This window comes from Craterilacuibacter sp. RT1T, assembly GCF_023502145.1.
In the GTDB taxonomy this organism is placed as follows: Bacteria; Pseudomonadota; Gammaproteobacteria; order Burkholderiales; family Chromobacteriaceae; genus Craterilacuibacter.
This window is the reverse complement of record NZ_JAMFLI010000003.1, coordinates 73,731-91,945: the sequence shown is the minus strand read 5'-3', so window position 1 is coordinate 91,945 and position 18,215 is coordinate 73,731. Positions and strand designations below refer to the sequence as shown.

Sequence of the window (18,215 nt, the reverse complement as noted above, 5' to 3'; positions counted from 1 at the left end):
ATTGCCGGCTCCGGATGCATAGTTTCATCGTCCCTGACCGTTATTAAGCTTCGACCTTGCCATGTCCTTTCGTACGGACCGCTGTTCGCCGCTTTGCCTGGTTAGTGCCGATGATGTACGGCCCCCAGAGTTGTGATTTCGCATCGGGCCGAATAAGCGCCAACCTACAGGCACTGCACGCCGGACATCCGGCACGAAAGGATAATATGAAGTTTTCCGAACTGGGTATTGACCCCTCCATTCTGAGCGCACTTGACGACGCAGGTTACACCGACCCGACTCAAGTTCAGCTTGAAGCCATCCCTGCCGCCATCGCCGGCAAGGATCTGCTGGTTTCCGCACAGACCGGCTCGGGCAAGACCGCAGCCTTCTTGCTGCCTGCCCTGACCAAAATGACCCAGCGCACCGACGTCAAGAGCAATGGCCCGCGCGTACTGGTACTGACCCCAACCCGCGAACTGGCCCAGCAGGTTGAAAAAAATGCCCTGGAATACGGCAAAAACCTGCGCTGGTTGCGTACGGTCTGCCTGGTTGGCGGCTCGCCATTCGGTTTCCAGATCCGCGCCATGACCCGTCCTATCGACCTGATGGTCGCCACGCCAGGCCGCCTGATGGATCACATGCGCTCGGGCCGCATCGACTTCTCGCGTCTGGAAATGCTGGTACTGGACGAAGCCGACCGCATGCTGGACATGGGCTTTATCGAAGATATCGAAACCATCGTGGCCGCGACGCCGGCTGCACGCCAGACCGTACTGTTCTCGGCTACGCTGGATGGCACCGTCGGCAATCTGGCACGCAAGCTGACCCGCGATCCGCAGCGCATTGAAGTTGCCCGCACCGAAACCGGCGGCAATATCGAAGAGCATCTGCTGTACGCAGACGACAACCGTCACAAGGAACGTCTGCTCGACCACATCATGAAAGAAGCCGGCTTTGACCAGTTGGTGATTTTCACCGCAACCAAGATTGGTTCGGAAGAGCTGGCCGACAAGCTGTCCGACAAAGGCTATCAGGCAGCCTGCCTGCACGGCGACATGCCGCAAAGCTGGCGTAACCGTACCTTGAACGACCTGCGTCGCGGTCGCATCAAGGTTCTGGTAGCGACCGACGTCGCAGCCCGTGGTATCGATGTACCGACCATCACCCACGTAATCAACTACGATCTGCCAAAGCAGGCGGAAGACTATGTGCACCGTATCGGCCGTACCGGTCGTGCCGGTCGTGATGGCGTTGCCATCACCATCGCCGAGTCGAAAGAGTTCCACCGCGTACGTCGCATCGAACAGTATCTGAAGCGTCAGATCACTGAAGGCGTGATCGAAGGCATGGAACCGACCCGTCGTCCGCCAAAAGGTGGTCCTAAGCGTCACACCCAGCAGCGTCGTGGCGGCCCGGGTGCAGGCAACAGCTACGGCGACCGTCGCCCAGGTAGCGGCAACGGTGCCAGCCGTGGTGGCCCGCGTCGCGAAGGCGACCGTCGTCCGGGTAGCGGCGGCAGCGAACGTCGCTCCTACAACGACTGATAGCGCATTAAAAACGGCATCTTCGGATGCCGTTTTTTTGCCTGAATGCCAGCCAATACGGCAACAACCCCCTTCTAAAGCTGCGTCGCCTATGATTCGCCTGCTCTCCGACGAATGCCACTGGCCCGACTACACCGGCCACTGCCTGACCAATCTGGTCGCTTCACTGGCCCATGCGCTGGGGGCTCCCGCCTTGCATCCGCCTTTGTCCGGCACCGCACTTGCCGATCTGCAGGCTGATGAGCGCGATATGGTGCTCTTGGTCGTTGACGGCATGGGCGACAGCCAGCTGGCGCGTCACGGCCCGCACTCGTTTTTGCGCGCCCATCAGCAAGGCACACTGACTTCGGTCTTTCCTTCGACCACGGCCAGTGCCATCACCACCTTGCAAACGGGTGCAGCACCTGCGCAGCACGGACTCAGCGGCTGGGAAATGTGGGATGCAGACAGCCAATCCATTGTCCTGCCACTGCCGCTGACGACCCGCTATAGCGAAAACACCCGGCAAAGCCCGCAGACACTGGCAAAACATTTATTTCAGGCGCGCTCATGGTTCGATCAGATCCAGCGCCCGGCCTATGCCCTGCTGCCGCAACGCCTGATTCACTCGCCGTATAGCATCCACCATACCGGGCGCGCCAAACGTATCGGCCACACCCACTGGGGCCAGCTATTCGAACAACTGCATGAACTCGGCACCCAACAAGCAAAACCCGGCTTTATCTATGCCTATACCGCCCAACTGGATCATGAAATGCATGATGTCGGGCCTAACGACTGGGCCATCAGCCGCAGTTTCAATCTGCTAGACGAAGAGATAGAACGCTTTTGCCAGCGCAAGCGTAGCCGGCCGATGACGCTGATTATCACCGCTGACCATGGCTTTACCAGCACGCCCAAAAACCAGCGCCTGCAGTGGGAGCAGCTCTCCGCCAAGCTGCGCGGCAAGTTGTGCCGGCCACTATCCGGCGAAGGACGGGTACGCTTTTGCCACACCCACGACGCAGAAGCCGGGGCATTTATCGAACTGGCACGCGAAGAATTGGCCGATAAGGCTTGGGTACTCAGGGGTAAAGAATTGATAGAGGCCGGCGTATTCGGCCCGGCGCCCTACCACCCGGCGCTGGCGAGCCGCATCGGCGATGCGGTGCTCGTCATGAAACCGGGCTATACCTTGCGCGACACCTTGCAAGGCGAGAAGACTGTCTGTCTGCAAGGCGCCCATGGCGGCGTAAGCCGCGAAGAAATGACGGTACCGCTGATCCGTATCGATCTTTAAGTCAGACGCTCGCGCCAGGCTTTCAAAGCTTGGCGGGTGATACGCACCGGCACGATGACCCGCTCCATCGGCTCGATACGGCCAAAGGTTACCGTTTCCATACTCAGGGCAATACCGTCTTCGCCATCACCGGGCGAGCGCACGACGCCCATACGGTCAAGCAGCAACTGTTCATTGCGTACCGCCAGATATTGCTCCGGCGCATTGCTGACCCGTTTCACAGCCTCCAGCTTGCCCTCCAGCGTCGCTATTGGCGCCAGCTCAGCCAACTCCTGATCGATCTCGGCAAGATAGGCCAGCAACTCGGAGCGCGAGTCAGGCAGGCGCTCATTTCCTGGCGTAGCATCCACCACCACTGCCTTACCCGCCAGGGTCGCCAGCTTAAGCTCAACCTGGGTTTTTTCCGTACTCAGACTCTGCAAGCGCCCGACTTGCAAGGCGATACGCCGCGCCGCCACGGCCGCGAGAGCATGAAACGCCCGCTGCACCGCCTCCTCACGCAAACCGGGTTCGCTATTGCAAATACCGACCAGGCGGTGTCCGCCAAAACTGACCACCGTCTGCGCCACATCATCCAGCAACTGGCCATTGCGCAAAGCACTACCGAAATGGCGCTTCTGGTAGCACTGCATCACCAGCAAGGCATAGGCTTCATCGCCATGGCTTGCATGCAGGAAATACTCGCGCAAGGCCTTGCTGCCATCGAGCACGCCAAGCAAAACATCCGGTGTGGCAAACAAGAGCCCCACGCGGCGATCAACGTTATAGCCTTGCGGCGACAAGTCCAGCGCGGGGGCAAGACTGCCGGCCAGGGTCTCGGCATAGGCTCGCGAATGCACAACGCCTGTTTTCAGGCGGTCGCGCCAGCCGGGCAATAATTCTATTTTGGGTTCAGCCACCTGCACCAGCGTCTGGTAGTAAACCTCCAGCTCGCGCTGCTCGTGCCCCAAACCCAGGATATTCATGATCCATTGCCACAGCTTGCTCATTTTACCTACCCCATCCCAATCAGAACTTCTCGCCAGCCGCCAGATAACGCCACTTGCCTACCGGCAAATCGCCCAACATAACCTTGCCGATACGTACCCGTTTCAGGCCGATCACCCGCAAGCCCACCAGCTCGCACATGCGGCGAATCTGCCGCTTCTTGCCTTCGCGCAACACGAAACGCAACTGGTCTTCATTTTGCCAGGCAACCTGCGCCGGCAGCAGCTTCTTGCCATCAAGCTCCAGCCCGTGATTCAGCAGCGCGAGACCCTGTGCCGACAAGGCGCCGGACACCCGTACCAGATACTCTTTATCAACCGAAGAATTTTCCCCGATCAGATGTTTGGCCACCACGCCATCTTGCGTGAGCACCAGCAAACCAATGGAGTCGATATCCAGACGTCCGGCCGGCGCCAGCCCTTTCAGATGCTCGCGGGCAAAGCGGATACCGCTCTGGTCGCCCTTCCACTGATTGTCCGGCGTAATCAGGACCGAGGCCGGCTCGTAGCCGTCTTCTGCCTGACCGGACACATAACCGATGGGCTTATTCAGTAGCACCGTGACCCGGCGCGCCTGCGCTTGACTGGCACGCTTATCCAGATCGATACGCTGACCGGCAAGCACTTTTTGCCCAAGCACGGCGACTTGCCCGTCCACCTTGACCCAGCCCTGCTCTATATAGCTGTCTGCCTCACGGCGCGAACACAGCCCGAGTTCGGCAAGGCGCTTGGATATACGGACAGATTCCATGAAACCACTCCAACTGAAAAGGGCGGCTCAAGGCCGCCCGTTACAAAGTAGCTCATTGTAAGGCATCACGCCGCTTTGCGCCCGACTTCAAACAGGAAACGGCGATAAACCCCATCCGGCAGCGCGCTGACAGCAATACCGGCGAAGATGGTCGCCAGCCCCAGCACGTGGTAGGCATACACCGCCTCCCCCAGCAACAGAATGGACAACAGGGCGCCGAATGCAGGCATCAGATAAAGAAAGCTGGCCGCACGTGCACTGCCGATCTCGGCAATGGCGCGGTTGTACATCAGAAAAGCCAGAATGGACGGAAAAACGCCAAGATAGATTAGCGCCAATAGCGTGCCCGTGCCGGCCGCAGGCAGGCTCTGGCCGCGATACCACTCATAGCCGGCAAAAGGCAGTAACAGCACCACACCGATGGCAAACAAAATCGTCATCTGCAGCACGGCGGGAATGCCGGGCTTAAGCTTACGCAAGCCTACCGTATAACAAGCCCAGCACAGACCGGCGCCCAACACCCCCACATCGCCGATGCCCAAGTGAAAATCCAGCAAGGCATGCCAGTTTCCGCGCAGCACAATCACCAGCGCCCCGCCCAAAGCTAGCAACATGCCGGCTAGCTGCTTGCGTGTCAGACGCTGGCGACTGAGCACGGCACCGAGCACCAGCACCAAGACCGGCGTCAGGCTATTGAGCACCACCGCATTGGTGGCGGGGGTATGACGCAAAGCGATATACAGCAGCGTATTGGTCAGGGCAATCCCGGTCAGACCCAGCATCAACAACACCCGCCACTGTGCGCGGACAAGCGGCCAACTCTGGCGCAAACGAGGCAAGGCAAAAGGCAGCAGACACAAAAGCGCCAGCATCCAGCGGGCAAAAGCCAACGTAAATGGCCCAATACTGCCCCCCAGTGCGCGCCCGACAATGAAGTTGCTCGACCACATCAAAATGGACAGCACCAGCATGGGGTAAGTCAGGCGGGACAAGACGCAAGGGGTCGCAGGCATAGCATCATCATCGAATAAAGCGGTAGCTGCATTTTAACTGCCTGCCAATTCCACCTTAATCAAAATAATGCAAAAAATATTAATTTTATTGCACGAATAAATAGAAACTTAGCTATAAGTTGCCCTATTCATCAATTTTGTAAAATTAACCACCAAACACCGGCATTCCCACGCCAGACCCCATCGACCCCACCACTATTTCAGCCGGGAGCCATCCACATCCAGCACCACCACGTCTACCGTGATGCCCTGCCGTATGCTCTGGGTCACCGTGCAATAGTTCTCGAAACTGGCCAATACCCGTTCTAGCTGAGCAAGCGTTGCCGCCGGTTTGCCCAGTTTCAGTGTGACGGCGATCGATTCGATGCGCAGACGCTGCTCTGCATTACGCCCCAGCACGCAACTGGCCTCGGCGCTCAAGGGCGCAACATCCTGCTTGAACTTGCCAAAGGCAAACAGCAGGCTGGCACACAGGCAATTGGCCGCTGCCGCGACCAGCAGCTGCGATGGCGAAGGGCCGCTATCCTCTCCCAGAGGGGGCGGCTCGTCAGTCATCAACACCGGCGCTCCATGACCGAACGCGTTGGCAAAACGGTAATGCTCGACTTGCTGCAGTGATACATTCAGCGCTCCTGCCATCTTGACTCCCCTTTACAGTTCACGCCCCAAAGCCGGGGCCAGCACAGCCAGTTGCTGCATCAGTTGGGCAAACGCTTGCGGATCCAGTGCCTGATCGGCATCGCACAAGGCTTCGGCCGGCTGCGGGTGCACTTCTATCATCAGGCCGTCGGCACCGGCAGCCAGTGCCGCCATAGAGAGCGCCGGCACCATCCACGCCTTGCCGCCAGCGTGACTGGGGTCGGCGATCACCGGCAGATGGGTTTCGCGCTTCAGTAGCGCAATAGCCGACACATCCAGCATATTGCGGCAGGCCGGCTCGAAGCTTCGAATACCGCGTTCGCAGAAGATAATATTGTGGTTGCCGCCGGCGGCAATGTATTCGGCCGCCATCAGCCACTCATTGACCGTCGCCGCCATGCCGCGCTTAAGCACCACCGGCTTATTGATGCGCCCGACCTCTTTTAGCAGGTCGAAATTCTGCATATTGCGCGCACCGATCTGGATTACATCGACGTCGTACTCGAGAAAAGTGTCCAGCTGGCGCACATCCATCAACTCGGTGACCACCGGCAAGCCATGCGCGCGCCCTGCCTCCAGCAGCAAATCCAGGCCGGCCACACCCAGGCCCTGAAAGCTGTACGGACTGGAGCGCGGCTTGAAGGCCCCGCCGCGCAACAGACGCGCACCCGATGCCTTGACGGCACTTGCGGCCGCATCCATTTGCGCCGCGGTTTCGACCGAGCAGGGCCCGGCAATCAGCTGCAGCTGTTTGCCGCCGAAGGGAATGCCGCGCACATGCACGATACTGTCGCTGCCATGCACCTCGCGCGCGACCAGGCGGTAGTCCTTGAGCACACGCATGGCGCGCTCGACCCCGTCCATCAGTTCGAACATATCGGCCGACAATACCCGCTCGTCCCCCACCGCACCGATAATGGTGCGCTCGGTGCCGCGCGACACATGCTCGGACAGGCCGTGGGCGCGGATCTTGCCCACCACGGCGGCAATGGCGGCCTCACCCGCACCGCGGGCCATTACGATAATCATGTGTTCCCTCCCTCTTTATCCATAAAGTCCAAGTCTGCGCCTAGCGTAGCGCGGCTTCCAGTACTTCGATAAAGCGGGCATTTTCTGCTTCCAGCCCGATGCTCACGCGCAAGCTGTTTTTCATGTTGTAAGACGCGAGCGGACGCACAATCACGCCGTGGCGCAGGAAATAGTGGTTCAGCGCCGCAGCGTCGCCCACATGGAAGGTCACGAAGTTGGCAAACGACGGGATATAGGGCAAATCCAGCCGCGCCAGCGCCGCAGTCAGCTGCGCCATGCCCTGACGGTTCAGCGCCACCGCCCGCGCCAGAAAATCCGCATCATCCAGCGCGGCGACCGCTGCGGCTTGTGCCAGACTATTCACATTAAACGGCTGGCGCACGCGGTTGATCATGGCGACGATGTCGGCGCTGGCCAGCGCAAAGCCAACGCGCAGGCCGGCCAAACCATAGGCCTTGGAAAAGGTGCGCGACACCAGCAAGTTGGGGAAACGGGCAAGAAAGCCAATCACATCGGCGCGCAATTCGGGTGCCAGATACTCGGTATAAGCCTCGTCCAGCACCACCATCACCTGTTCGGGTACGGCTTCGAGAAACTCAAGCAAGGCACCGGGCTTGATCAGCGTACCGGTCGGATTATTGGGGTTGGCGATAAACACCAGCCGGGTCGACGGCTCGATCGCCGCCAGCATCGCGTCCAGATCGTGCCCGTAGTCGCGCGCCTTGACCTCAATGGCGCGCGCACCGGTCGCCTGCGTCACCAAGGGATAGACGGCAAAAGCGTATTCGGAGAACACCACCGAGTCGCCGGGACGCAAAAAGGTGCGCGCAACCAGTTCGAGAATATCGTTGGAGCCGTTACCCAGCAGCACCTGATCCTGCGCAAGGGCAAAGCGTTCGGCGATGGCCGCTTTCAGCGCAAAACCGTTACCGTCCGGATAGCGCGCCAAATCGGACAGCGCCGCCTCCAGCGCTGCACGCGCCTTGGGCGGCAAACCCAGCGGGTTTTCATTGGAAGCCAGCTTGACGATGGCCGCCTCATCCAGCCCCATCTCGCGTGCCAGTTCGGAAATGGGCTTGCCGGCCTGATAAGGCGCAATGGCACGGATATAGTCGGGGGCGCGTTCAGCCAGATTCATGATGGTTTTCCTTGTTGATGATTGTGAGCCCCCGCACGGACGGCGAGGTGCTTTAACCTTTCTTGGCGTCCACCCATTTAAGCGTGTGATGCGGCTGATGGTTTTCCAGCGCATGCAATAACTCAGGCAGATGTTTTTCAGCGGCAAACAGCGACAAATTTTCCGGGCGGGCAAAGCCCTCATCCACCGCATGCCGGGTCATGGCTAACAGCGGGTCGAAAAAGCCGGCCACATTCAACAGGCCGACCGGCTTGTCGTGTACCCCCAGTTGCGCCCAGGTCAGGATTTCAAACAGTTCGTCAAACGTACCAAAGCCGCCGGGCAAGGCAATAAAGGCATCGGACAGCTCGGCCATTTTAGCTTTGCGCGCATGCATGCTGTCGGTGATATGCAACTCGGTCAGCCCCAGATGGGCCACTTCCTTGGACTTCAAAAATTCGGGAATCACGCCGATGACCTTGCCGCCACCTGCCAGACAGGCATCGGCAGCCACCCCCATCAGCCCGACATTGCCGCCACCATACACCAGGGTAATGCCGCGCTTGGCCAGCTCCGCGCCGAATGCACGGGCAGCCTCGGCATATTCGGGACGCTCGCCATGGCGCGAACCGCAAAACAGGCAAATCGATTGAATAGATTTCATGTACACCACTTGAAAATTGGCAGGCTCTTGCGCCTGGCTGGATGCAAGAGCCTGGATAAAACGCGGCTGCTCAGATCACCGCTTGCGGATAAGAACCCAGCAGCTTGACGTAGGATGCGCATGCGCGCAGTGCTTCCAGCGCTTGAGCGACATGGGGTTCGCTGCAATGCCCTTCCAGATCGATAAAAAACACATAATCCCACAGCCCGGCGCGCGAAGGACGCGACTCGAACTTGCTCATCGATACGCCGCTGGCGGCAATCGGTGCCAGCAACTGGTGCACCGCACCGGGGCGGTTGGGTGCAGACACCACGATGGAGGTTCTGTCCTTGCCGGTTGCACCCACATCCTGAAAACCCAAGACCAGAAACCGCGTCGTGTTATTGGGTTCGTCTTCTATGCTGCCCGCCAGTTTCTCCAGATTGAAGCGCTCGGCCGCAGCCTGCCCGGCAATAGCCGCGGCAGTCGGGTCCAGACTGGCCAGACGCGCCGCCTCTGCATTACTGGCAACCGATACCCGCTCAACCTCGGGCGGCAGGTTTTTGTTCAGCCATTCGTGACACTGGGCCAGCGACTGGGCATGCGAATAAACGCGGCGGATGCCGGCCAGACCCGGCGTTTGGCGCAACAGGTGATGGTGAATGCGCAGCACGACCTCGCCGCAAATTTTGAGCGGGGTCGTCACCATCAAGTCCAGCGTGCGTCCGACCGCACCTTCGGTCGAGTTTTCCACCGGCGCGACCACATAGTCGAGGGTGCGCGCTTCCACCATGCGGAATGCCTCGTCGATGGAAGCGCAGGCCACCACATGGGCACCATGGCCGAAATGCTTGGTCGCCGCCAACTGGCTAAACGTCCCCTCTGGCCCGAGAAAAGCGATGGACAAAGGCTTTTCCAGCGCCAGACACTCGGACATGACTTCGCGAAACAGGCGCGCCACGGCCTCGTCCGGCAGCGGACCCGGATTCAGATCCTGAATGCGCCGCAGAACCTGTGCTTCGCGCTCGGGCCGGTAGATTACGCCTCCGCCCTTGATTTCACCGATCTCGCGCGCATGCAGTGCACGCTGGTTAAGCAAATGGAGGATTTCGACATCGATCGCATCGATCGCATCGCGATGCTGTTTTAGTAGATGGTCTGACACATGACTCTTTCACAATCACAAACTACGGTTTACCGATGGCATAAGTGTGTGCGAGATGGACGACTGTCGCAAGCGCCATGGCCATAAAAGCGCGGCCCTCACCGCCATTTCCGGCTATATCCCGCTATATCCCACCTGACAAGGGCACATCCCATCCCTGCTGCTAACCACACGTGGCAATCACATTGGCGGCATCGATGATAAATGCCGGCTGTAAATAGGCGAAAAACAGCAAAGCCAGCAGCACACACGCCCCCACGCACAAGACAGGCTTCACCCTGCGGCCTCTGCTTGCTGCATCACGCGCGATGGCTGCTCACGTATCGGCAGACTGGCCAGCCCAGCCACCACGCCCAGCGCCATGGCTATCAGCCATACCGGCAGATAGCTGCCGCTCATGTCGTACACCAGCCCGCCCAGCCAGACGCCGAGAAAACTGCCGACTTGGTGCGATAAAAACACCGCACCGGAGAGCATGCCCAGATGCTGCACGCCAAACTGGGTGGCAATCAAGCCATTGGTCAAGGGCACGGTAGACAGCCATAAAAACCCGATCGCGGCGGCAAACAGCGAGACCGACAGGGTGGACAGCGGAAACAGCAAAAACAGTCCGATCACGATGGCGCGGGTGAAATAAATACCGGCCAACAAGTGTGGTTTGCTTCGCCGCGAACCCAACTCGCCGGCAGTAAAGGTACCGAAGATATTAAACAGGCCAATCAAAGCCAGCGCCAGACTGGCGGTCGCACCGGACAGGCCGTGATCTTTCAGATAGGCCGGCAGATGCACTCCAATAAACACCACCTGAAAACCGCAGACAAAGTAGCCGACCATTAACAGGCGAAAGCCCTTCTCCTGCCATGCCAGCGTAAACACCCGCACCATACCGCTCAGTATCGAGCCACTCGCCCTGAGCGGGCGTTTGGCATCCATTGCCGCCGGTATGCGCACAAAAGGCAGAATCAGCAAACTCATGGCCGCCAGAATCAGCAGTGCCGGCAACCAGCCCAAGCCGTCTATCAAGCCCAGTGTGGCCGGCACCATGGCAAACTGGCCGAAAGAGCCGGCTGCTGCGGTCAGCCCCATCGCGCGTGAACGGTAGGCTGCCGGCACGATACGGCCAACCACGCCAAAAACCACGCTATACGTGGTACAGGACAAGGCCAGCCCCAGTACCAGGCCGGCAGAACCGGCAAACAAGCCCGGTGTGGCGGACAGCGTCATCAGCGACAGGCCCAAGGCATAGAGCAACGCACCGGCAGTCAGTACCCGGCCCGGGCCATGGCGGTCGGCCAGCGCGCCGGCAAAAGGCTGCGCCAACCCCCACACCAGATTTTGCAAGCCGATGGCAAACGCAAACGCTTCACGCCCCCAGCCAAATTCCTGTGTCAATGGCGGCAGAAAAAAGCCAAAGCCGTGACGTATACCCATACTCAGCGACACAATCACACCACAAGCCAGCAGCAAACGGACGATGGGTCTATCCATGCGCCCTCCTGTTTATATCAATACCACGCAGCATGGCGCACTTCCTTTCAAGAACAGGCCGGACAATTCCAACACCCGCATCAATCCACAACAAGACAGGCCGGCCGGCACGCCAACTGTTCAAACTGTGTCAGGGGCAGCGGCGGGCTAAACAGATAACCCTGATAGACCAGACAGCCGGATGAGGCCAGCAAGTCGCGCTGATCTACCGTTTCCACGCCCTCTGCAATCACACCAATTTCCAGACTACGCCCCAGCGCCAGCATGGCACACACAATCACAAGATCGGTCGGATCAGTAAGCAAATCACTGACAAATGAGCGGTCTATCTTGAGCTGGTCAAGCGGCAGATTTTTCAGATAGGACAATGAGGAATAACCGGTACCGAAGTCATCCAGCGACAGACCTATGCCATACGCCTTCAGTGCATGCATACGGCTGACCACCTCTTCGGCATTGTCTAGCACCAGACTCTCGGTCAATTCAAGCTTCAGCCGCTGCGCGCACACTGCATGCTTACCCACCAGCGCCAGTACCTGCTCGACAAAATCGGGATGACTGAACTGGCAAGAGCTGACATTCACCGACAGCGACAAGCCAGACAATGGCGGGTTGCGCGCCCAACGGGCCAATTGCAGGCAGGCGCTTTCCAGCACCCATAAGCCGATAGGAATAATCAGCCCGCTTTGCTCAGCCAGTGGAATGAAATCATTTGGCGACACCAAGCCACGCTCGGGATGGTGCCAACGAATCAGCGCCTCGGCTCCCTGTATGCGGCCTTGCATATCAACCTGTGGCTGGTAGTAAAGCTCGAATTGGCCTTCTTCCAGCGCCCGGCGCAAACCCTGCTCAAGCTGACTCTGCCTGGCAATCACCTGCTGCATATTGGCATCGAAAAAACTCAGGGCATTACGCCCGCTGGACTTGACATGATAAAGCGCAGCATCCGCGCGCTTTAAAAGCTCATCGACCGATAACGATGCATCATCAAACAGCACCACACCCATGCTGGCTGAACACTGATGCATCCGCATGCTGCCGGCCTCATCCAGCGCCAAAACATAAGGCTCATTCACACGATCCAGTAGTTTCTGTGCCACGGCCTCTGCCGCCTGACGTGCAGGCAAACGCCCCTCCAGATCCGGCAAAATCACGACAAACTCGTCTCCACCCAAGCGGGCGACGGTATCGCACTCGCGCAGCGCGCTACGCAAACGGGTGGCAACTTCAAGCAGCAACTGATCGCCGGCGGCATGCCCCATGCTGTCATTGACCATCTTGAAGTTATCCAGATCCATCACCAGCAAAGCGCTTTGACGCTGATAACGGGCACAAGCCGCGAGTGCTTGCGCCAAACGGTCAAGCATCAGACGCCGGTTAGGCAATTGGGTCAGCGCGTCGTAAAAAGCCAGTTGCTCGATTTTTTCCGTTGCCAGCTTGTACTCGGTCATATCCCAGCAAAATCCGAGATAGCCCAGAAAGTTATCCTGACTATCGTAGCGCGGGCTGCCCTCGTCACGCACCCAGCGATAGCTGCCATCGGCATGGCGCAAACGATATTCCCGGCTAAAGGCTTTGCGCAGGACAAAGGCTGAACGCCCCGCTTCCGAACAGGCAGCAACATCATCGGGGTGTACCCCAGACAGCCAACCCAAACCCAGTTCCTGCTCAAGCGTGCGCCCGGTAAAACGCAACCAGGGCTCGTTGAAATAATTCAGCAATTGCGTCCGGTCCGACGTCCAGATCAGGGCGCTGCCACTATTGGCCAGCGTGCGAAAATGTTTTTCACTATCCTGCAACAGGATTTCTGCCTGTTTGCGCTCGGTAATATCATGTGCCACGCCAAGCACGCCTATGAGTGCACCATCGGATGCATACATCGGCGTCTTGCTGGTTTCGAATACACCCTGATAGCCACCAACAGCAAATGTCAGCTGCTCTTCGTTCCGGCTCCGGCCACCCGCTTGCATGGCAGCATGATCTTGTCGCCGAAAAAAATCAGCCTGTTCCATGCTGACAAAATCGTAATCCGTCTTACCGATAATGTCGGCTTCACGCGCGCCAAAAAAGCGCTCAAATGCGTGATTGCAGGCCAGGTAATAGCCGTCGGCATCCTTCAGCCACACCGGCTCGGGAAGCGTTGCCAGTAAGGTGCGCAGACGTACACGCTCGATATCCAGCTGACGGTAAGGCGCACTGATGCCCGAGGTGTAGATCGCGCGATACACCATCAGATAAGCCAGCACCTTGTAGACATGACCCAACAAATTGAACAGATCGGTCACGTCGCCATACAAGGTGAAAAACAATTCGGCCAGCGCCTGTATCCAGGCCGCGGCAGCCAGCAGCTGCGGGCCTTTTTTACGCGTGCGCACCCCCCGGCGCAGCAATAAGACAGCGGCACTGCCATACAGCAATGCCAACACATACTCGCTGCCGATCTTGAAATCCGTCAGCCCTTGCCCGGCAATAAAAGTGCGCGGCAGCCATTCGCTACGCAGCAAACCGATAAACCAGACACCAAGCACGAATGCACAGGCCGCAGCGAGCGCCGCATAACAAGTGGGCTCAGACCAGTGCCTATCTCGCCGCAATGCCACATACAGCAAGACAAGGGCAGCCACATAACGCCCAGCCAGCCAAAAATTAATCGCTTTCTCCGCCCCGCTAGGGGTAATCAGCTCAGGCATACCGGCATAAGAGAGCATATGGCCAAAGTCGATCAGGCAGACAGCAAGAAACCCCACGCCTAATATCATTCGGTTGCTGTTGCTCCCCTCGTAGCGCAAGCTCCAAGCCAGAGAAAACACCATAACGGACACCGCCATGGAGAAAAACTCGAGGCCGCTATGCAGCGGCAAATAATGTAGCGGCGAGGGGAAAAATTTTAACGCAGGTAAGGCCTGGCCACAGGCCAGTAAAACCGTGAGCGCCAGCGCCAGCTTTGCACCGGCAGGCCAGCCATAAACGGGTAAAGCCGCGTTCCACAATGCGTGATGGGAGGCCGTCGCTTGATGGGGTTGGACAGGGTGGCTCATGGGGTGCTCCTGCAAGAGCAATCAAGATACGTCGCAAAATGCAATTATCATTAATTACCGGTCAATTAGCAATTAATAAGCATTTTTGTGTCTCTTTAACCCCCGATAAGCCCACTCCCCTCTGGATGCGGACTCAAAAAAAGACCGCTTGATCAGCGGTCGTGTTTGAGGCCCATTTCATTGTCCCAGCGCCGGGATTCGATCTCTTTTCTGGCATCATTGCGCAGCCTGTCCTGCTCGGTACAGCGTACCGGTCCACCTACCGCACGGTTACGAATGGCACGCATCGCATTGATGCGATCCCTTTCCATCAGAAACAGACTTCGATTCATGCTGGCTCCTGTACGCTGATTCAAGATGAATTGCTGCAGCTTTCCAGTGATGCATAACGCTTGCGGCGTTGCATCATCATCGCACAAACCAGCATGGACACAAGGGTGTAAAGACAGAAAAAGCCTGTTATCACCCAAAATTAATACATGCGGGCAAAACAACAGACCATAGCCGGACACTCGCCATAGGTATGAAGTGTGGCAAATCAGACACTACGGCGTTCATAGACCGCCTGCGCCAGCGTGCCCAGATCGATATGTTCCAGCTCTCCGCCCACCGGCATGCCGCGGGCAATGCGGCTAACCCGAATACCGCGCGCCTTCAGCAGCTCGCTAATCATATGCGCAGTGACCTCGCCTTCGGCGGTGAAGTTAGTGGCAATGACCACTTCCTCGACCACGCCATCCTGCGCCCGCACCAGCAAGCGGTCCAGATTGGCCTCGCGCGGTCCCAAGCCCTCCATCGGCGACACCCGCCCCATCAGCACAAAATACAAGCCGTCAAAGCATTGCGCCTGCTCCAGCATCAGCTGGTCGGTGGGCATTTCCACCACACACAGCAAATCCTGGCGCCGCGCCGCGTCGCTGCACAGATTGCACAAGGGCGTTTCGCTAAAGGTATTGCAGCGTTCGCAATGGGTCAGGTGGGTCAGCGCACGGTCGATGGCGCGCGCCAGTTTCCCGGCCCCTTCCTGATCGCGCTGCAGCAAATGGTAGGCCATACGCTGTGCCGATTTGGGGCCGACACCGGGCAACACTTTAAGGGCGGCAATCAGATGGTCGAGAGCGGGCGGGTTTTTCATAAGAAGGGATCCGGGATAAGGGTTCGGGGATCCGCATACGCGGCAGCAGGCAAGGCACCGCGGTGGCCTACAGCCGGCACAACAAAGGGCAGGCAACGAAATCCCCGACTCCGCCGCCCGCCCTGATTCAGATCAGAATGGCAGCTTCATGCCAGCCGGCAGGTTCAGACCCTGCGAGAAGCCGGCCATCTTTTCCTGCGTGGTGGACTCGGCCTTGCGTACCGCGTCATTGACGGCGGCGGCAATCAGATCCTCCAGCATTTCTTTGTCTTCCTTGACATCGTCCAGCAAGGAATCATCAATACTCACGCGCTTAACGTCGTGATGGCAAGTCATGGTGACCTTGACCAGACCCGCACCGGACTGGCCTTCGACTTCGACCGAGCCCAGTTCTTCCTGTGCCTTTTTCATGTTTTCCTGCATTTGCTGAGCCTGTTTCATCAGGCCCGCGATTCCGGCTTTACCGAACATAAAACTTACTCCTGAGCGGGTTGGATAGTATCGGTGAGCAAGGTCGCGTCGAATTCGCGCACCAGTTGCTGCACCACGGGATCATTTTCCAGCACGACACGCGCTTCCTGCCGCAATTCATGGCGGTTACGCGCATCGCGCATGGCGGGGGTTTCTGCACCGGTCTCTTCGACCGTTACGCTCAGCTCCAGAGCATGGCCGAAGTGCTCGGCCAGTACCGCCCTGAGTTTATCCTGATAGTCGCGACTGGCCAGATGGCGGAAGCTTTCCGGTACGGCCAACACCAGCGCCCCGCCCTGCCAGCTTTTCAGCACGGCGTTTTGCGCCAGCATGCGCACGGTTCCCATGCGCGGCCCAATCTCGGCCACCAGCGCCAGCCAGTTGCCATCAAAAGCCGCCGGTTTTTGCGGCAACTCGTCAGCCGTGATATAGATTTCGTCATCGTCCTGCATGGCGTAATCGGGCAGATCCGGCGGCAGGACATCACCTTCGCGGCCATTTTCGTCGCCATCGTCGCCACTATCTTCGCCCTTGAGCGCGATGCTTGGCAGCGCTTTGGCCGGCAGCGGCAAAGCAGGCGCAGGCTCGGGCTCTATTTCGGGCTCGGGCGCAGGCTGGCTGCCAGCAGGCGCTACGGCTGCGGCTGAGCGCGGGCTCGCCGGCGCGCGTGCGCCGCCGACCTGCTGCGCCAATTTGGCACGCGCCTGATCCATGGCTTCACGCCCGGCAACGGCCGTGTGTGCCGCCAGCGGTGCCTGGGTACGGGCAGCAGTGGGAACTGGCTCGCGCTGATTCAGCGGGTGAAACGCCAGCATGCGGATCAAGGCCATATTAAAGCCGGCATGTTCGTCCGGCGCCAAAGCCAGATCACGACGGCCATGCACGGCAATCTGGTAGTAAAGCTGCACATCTTCCGGCGTCATCAGCCCGGCCAGCGCGAAGATGGCGTCGTACTCGGGTTCATCCGGCGAAATGGCCTGCGGCACGATTTGCGCCATGGAAATTTGCTGCAGCAACACCGCCATTTCAGTCAGCGCGCTATCAAAGCCAATGCCGCGCTCGGCCAGTTGCTCGGCCTCACGCATCAATAGCGGACCATCGGCATCGGCCAGTGCGCGCAACAGGCCGAACAGATAACTGCAATCGACCGCACCCAGCATGGCGCGTACGCCCTCTTCTTTCACATCGCCCTCGCCATAGGCAATGGCCTGATCCAGCAAGGACAGGGCATCGCGCATGGAGCCGGAGGCACCGCGCCCCAGCAAGGACAAGGCCGGCGTCTCGTAGGGCACGTCCTCCACTTCCAGCACATGGGCAAGATAGCCCGCGATCTGCTGCGGGGTCATATTGCGCAGGCTGAACTGCAAGCAGCGCGACAGCACCGTGACCGGCACTTTTTGCGGGTCGGTGGTGGCGAGAATGAATTTCACATGCGCCGGCGGCTCTTCCAGCGTCTTGAGCATGGCGTTGAACGCGCTCTTGGACAGCATGTGTACTTCATCGATGATGTAAACCTTGAAGCGCCCCAGCGTCGGCGCGTATTGCGCGTTTTCCAGCACTTCGCGGATATTGTCGATGCCGGTATTGGACGCGGCGTCGATCTCCAGCAGATCGACATAACGTCCGGCGTCAATCTGGCGGCAAGCCGCACACACGCCGCAAGGCTCGGCGGTAATGCCGGTCTCGCAATTAAGGCTCTTGGCCAGAATCCGGGCGATGGTGGTCTTGCCCACACCGCGCGTACCGGTCAGCAGATAAGCATGGTGCAGGCGTTCGCTGCCAAGTGCATTGGACAATGCACGCACCACGTGCTCCTGGCCGACCAGATCGGCAAACCGCTTGGGACGCCACTTGCGGGCGAGGACTTGATAGCTCATGGGGAGCGATTCTAGCAGAAGAGCGCAGGCGAAAACACGCTAAGCGCCCACGGCACCC

General features: G+C 58.9%; 16 protein-coding genes. 2 read left to right on the top strand and 14 right to left on the bottom strand.

Annotated features, from left to right (window positions below; translation table 11 throughout):
- Positions 1-206: 206 nt before the first annotated feature.
- Complete coding sequence (locus tag M3P88_RS06760; protein WP_124734515.1) at positions 207-1,526, top strand: DEAD/DEAH box helicase; 1,320 nt, start codon at positions 207-209, stop codon at positions 1,524-1,526.
- A gap of 91 nt (positions 1,527-1,617) precedes the next feature.
- Positions 1,618-2,805 (top strand): alkaline phosphatase family protein, encoded by a 1,188-nt coding sequence (locus M3P88_RS06755; protein WP_249615279.1) that lies wholly within the window; start codon positions 1,618-1,620, stop codon positions 2,803-2,805.
- On the opposite strand, the gene M3P88_RS06750 is transcribed toward M3P88_RS06755, so the two are convergent.
- The 14 genes from M3P88_RS06750 to dnaX form a co-directional block, all read right to left on the bottom strand.
- Positions 2,802-3,794, bottom strand: coding sequence for a hypothetical protein (locus M3P88_RS06750; RefSeq protein WP_249615278.1), 993 nt, complete (start codon positions 3,792-3,794; stop codon positions 2,802-2,804). The genes M3P88_RS06755 and M3P88_RS06750 overlap by 4 nt on opposite strands.
- 19 nt (positions 3,795-3,813) lie before the next feature.
- The gene (locus M3P88_RS06745) at positions 3,814-4,542 is read right to left on the bottom strand and encodes a pseudouridine synthase (protein WP_249615277.1); all 729 of its coding nucleotides are present in this window, start codon (positions 4,540-4,542) and stop codon (positions 3,814-3,816) included.
- 65 nt (positions 4,543-4,607) lie between these two features.
- Positions 4,608-5,555: a DMT family transporter gene (locus M3P88_RS06740; RefSeq protein ID WP_249615276.1), complete on the bottom strand. Its 948-nt coding sequence runs from the start codon at positions 5,553-5,555 to the stop codon at positions 4,608-4,610.
- A gap of 195 nt (positions 5,556-5,750) precedes the next feature.
- Positions 5,751-6,194 (bottom strand): OsmC family protein, encoded by a 444-nt coding sequence (locus M3P88_RS06735; RefSeq protein ID WP_249615275.1) that lies wholly within the window; start codon positions 6,192-6,194, stop codon positions 5,751-5,753.
- Positions 6,195-6,206: 12 nt separating this feature from the next.
- Entirely contained in the window at positions 6,207-7,223 is a 1,017-nt protein-coding gene (gene aroF, locus M3P88_RS06730) for a 3-deoxy-7-phosphoheptulonate synthase (RefSeq protein ID WP_249615274.1), read from the bottom strand.
- A 40-nt stretch (positions 7,224-7,263) separates the two neighbouring features.
- Complete coding sequence (hisC, locus tag M3P88_RS06725) at positions 7,264-8,361, bottom strand: histidinol-phosphate transaminase (RefSeq protein ID WP_249615273.1); 1,098 nt, start codon at positions 8,359-8,361, stop codon at positions 7,264-7,266.
- A gap of 52 nt (positions 8,362-8,413) precedes the next feature.
- Positions 8,414-9,004 (bottom strand): LOG family protein, encoded by a 591-nt coding sequence (locus tag M3P88_RS06720; protein WP_249615272.1) that lies wholly within the window; start codon positions 9,002-9,004, stop codon positions 8,414-8,416.
- Positions 9,005-9,074: 70 nt separating this feature from the next.
- Positions 9,075-10,148 (bottom strand): prephenate dehydratase, encoded by a 1,074-nt coding sequence (gene pheA / locus M3P88_RS06715; RefSeq protein WP_249615271.1) that lies wholly within the window; start codon positions 10,146-10,148, stop codon positions 9,075-9,077.
- Between the two features lie 273 nt (positions 10,149-10,421).
- Positions 10,422-11,636 (bottom strand): MFS transporter, encoded by a 1,215-nt coding sequence (locus tag M3P88_RS06710; protein WP_249615270.1) that lies wholly within the window; start codon positions 11,634-11,636, stop codon positions 10,422-10,424.
- Positions 11,637-11,716: 80 nt separating this feature from the next.
- Positions 11,717-14,674, bottom strand: a complete 2,958-nt coding sequence (locus tag M3P88_RS06705; protein ID WP_249615269.1) for a bifunctional diguanylate cyclase/phosphodiesterase — start codon at positions 14,672-14,674, stop codon at positions 11,717-11,719.
- Between the two features lie 152 nt (positions 14,675-14,826).
- A complete protein-coding gene (locus M3P88_RS06700) occupies positions 14,827-15,006 on the bottom strand; it encodes a hypothetical protein (protein WP_249615268.1) in 180 nt (59 codons plus the stop codon).
- 206 nt (positions 15,007-15,212) lie between these two features.
- Complete coding sequence (recR, locus tag M3P88_RS06695) at positions 15,213-15,809, bottom strand: recombination mediator RecR (protein WP_249615267.1); 597 nt, start codon at positions 15,807-15,809, stop codon at positions 15,213-15,215.
- A 132-nt stretch (positions 15,810-15,941) separates the two neighbouring features.
- On the bottom strand, positions 15,942-16,280 hold the full coding sequence (locus M3P88_RS06690; RefSeq protein ID WP_124734528.1) for a YbaB/EbfC family nucleoid-associated protein: 339 nt from the start codon (positions 16,278-16,280) through the stop codon (positions 15,942-15,944).
- A gap of 5 nt (positions 16,281-16,285) precedes the next feature.
- Positions 16,286-18,157 (bottom strand): DNA polymerase III subunit gamma/tau, encoded by a 1,872-nt coding sequence (dnaX, locus tag M3P88_RS06685; protein WP_249615266.1) that lies wholly within the window; start codon positions 18,155-18,157, stop codon positions 16,286-16,288.
- Between the last annotated feature and the right edge of the window lie 58 nt (positions 18,158-18,215).

What these genes read in the sequence shown, in the direction of transcription:
- M3P88_RS06760 (WP_124734515.1), top strand. Translation starts at nt 207, where the DNA reads ATGAAGTTTTCCGAACTGGGTATTGACCCCTCCATTCTGAGCGCACTT.
- M3P88_RS06755 (WP_249615279.1), top strand. Translation starts at nt 1,618, where the DNA reads ATGATTCGCCTGCTCTCCGACGAATGCCACTGGCCCGACTACACCGGC.
- M3P88_RS06750 (WP_249615278.1), bottom strand. Translation starts at nt 3,794, where the DNA reads ATGAGCAAGCTGTGGCAATGGATCATGAATATCCTGGGTTTGGGGCAC.
- M3P88_RS06745 (WP_249615277.1), bottom strand. Translation starts at nt 4,542, where the DNA reads ATGGAATCTGTCCGTATATCCAAGCGCCTTGCCGAACTCGGGCTGTGT.
- M3P88_RS06740 (WP_249615276.1), bottom strand. Translation starts at nt 5,555, where the DNA reads ATGCCTGCGACCCCTTGCGTCTTGTCCCGCCTGACTTACCCCATGCTG.
- M3P88_RS06735 (WP_249615275.1), bottom strand. Translation starts at nt 6,194, where the DNA reads ATGGCAGGAGCGCTGAATGTATCACTGCAGCAAGTCGAGCATTACCGT.
- aroF (WP_249615274.1), bottom strand. Translation starts at nt 7,223, where the DNA reads ATGATTATCGTAATGGCCCGCGGTGCGGGTGAGGCCGCCATTGCCGCC.
- hisC (WP_249615273.1), bottom strand. Translation starts at nt 8,361, where the DNA reads ATGAATCTGGCTGAACGCGCCCCCGACTATATCCGTGCCATTGCGCCT.
- M3P88_RS06720 (WP_249615272.1), bottom strand. Translation starts at nt 9,004, where the DNA reads ATGAAATCTATTCAATCGATTTGCCTGTTTTGCGGTTCGCGCCATGGC.
- M3P88_RS06710 (WP_249615270.1), bottom strand. Translation starts at nt 11,636, where the DNA reads ATGGATAGACCCATCGTCCGTTTGCTGCTGGCTTGTGGTGTGATTGTG.
- M3P88_RS06705 (WP_249615269.1), bottom strand. Translation starts at nt 14,674, where the DNA reads ATGAGCCACCCTGTCCAACCCCATCAAGCGACGGCCTCCCATCACGCA.
- M3P88_RS06700 (WP_249615268.1), bottom strand. Translation starts at nt 15,006, where the DNA reads ATGAATCGAAGTCTGTTTCTGATGGAAAGGGATCGCATCAATGCGATG.
- recR (WP_249615267.1), bottom strand. Translation starts at nt 15,809, where the DNA reads ATGAAAAACCCGCCCGCTCTCGACCATCTGATTGCCGCCCTTAAAGTG.
- M3P88_RS06690 (WP_124734528.1), bottom strand. Translation starts at nt 16,280, where the DNA reads ATGTTCGGTAAAGCCGGAATCGCGGGCCTGATGAAACAGGCTCAGCAA.
- dnaX (WP_249615266.1), bottom strand. Translation starts at nt 18,157, where the DNA reads ATGAGCTATCAAGTCCTCGCCCGCAAGTGGCGTCCCAAGCGGTTTGCC.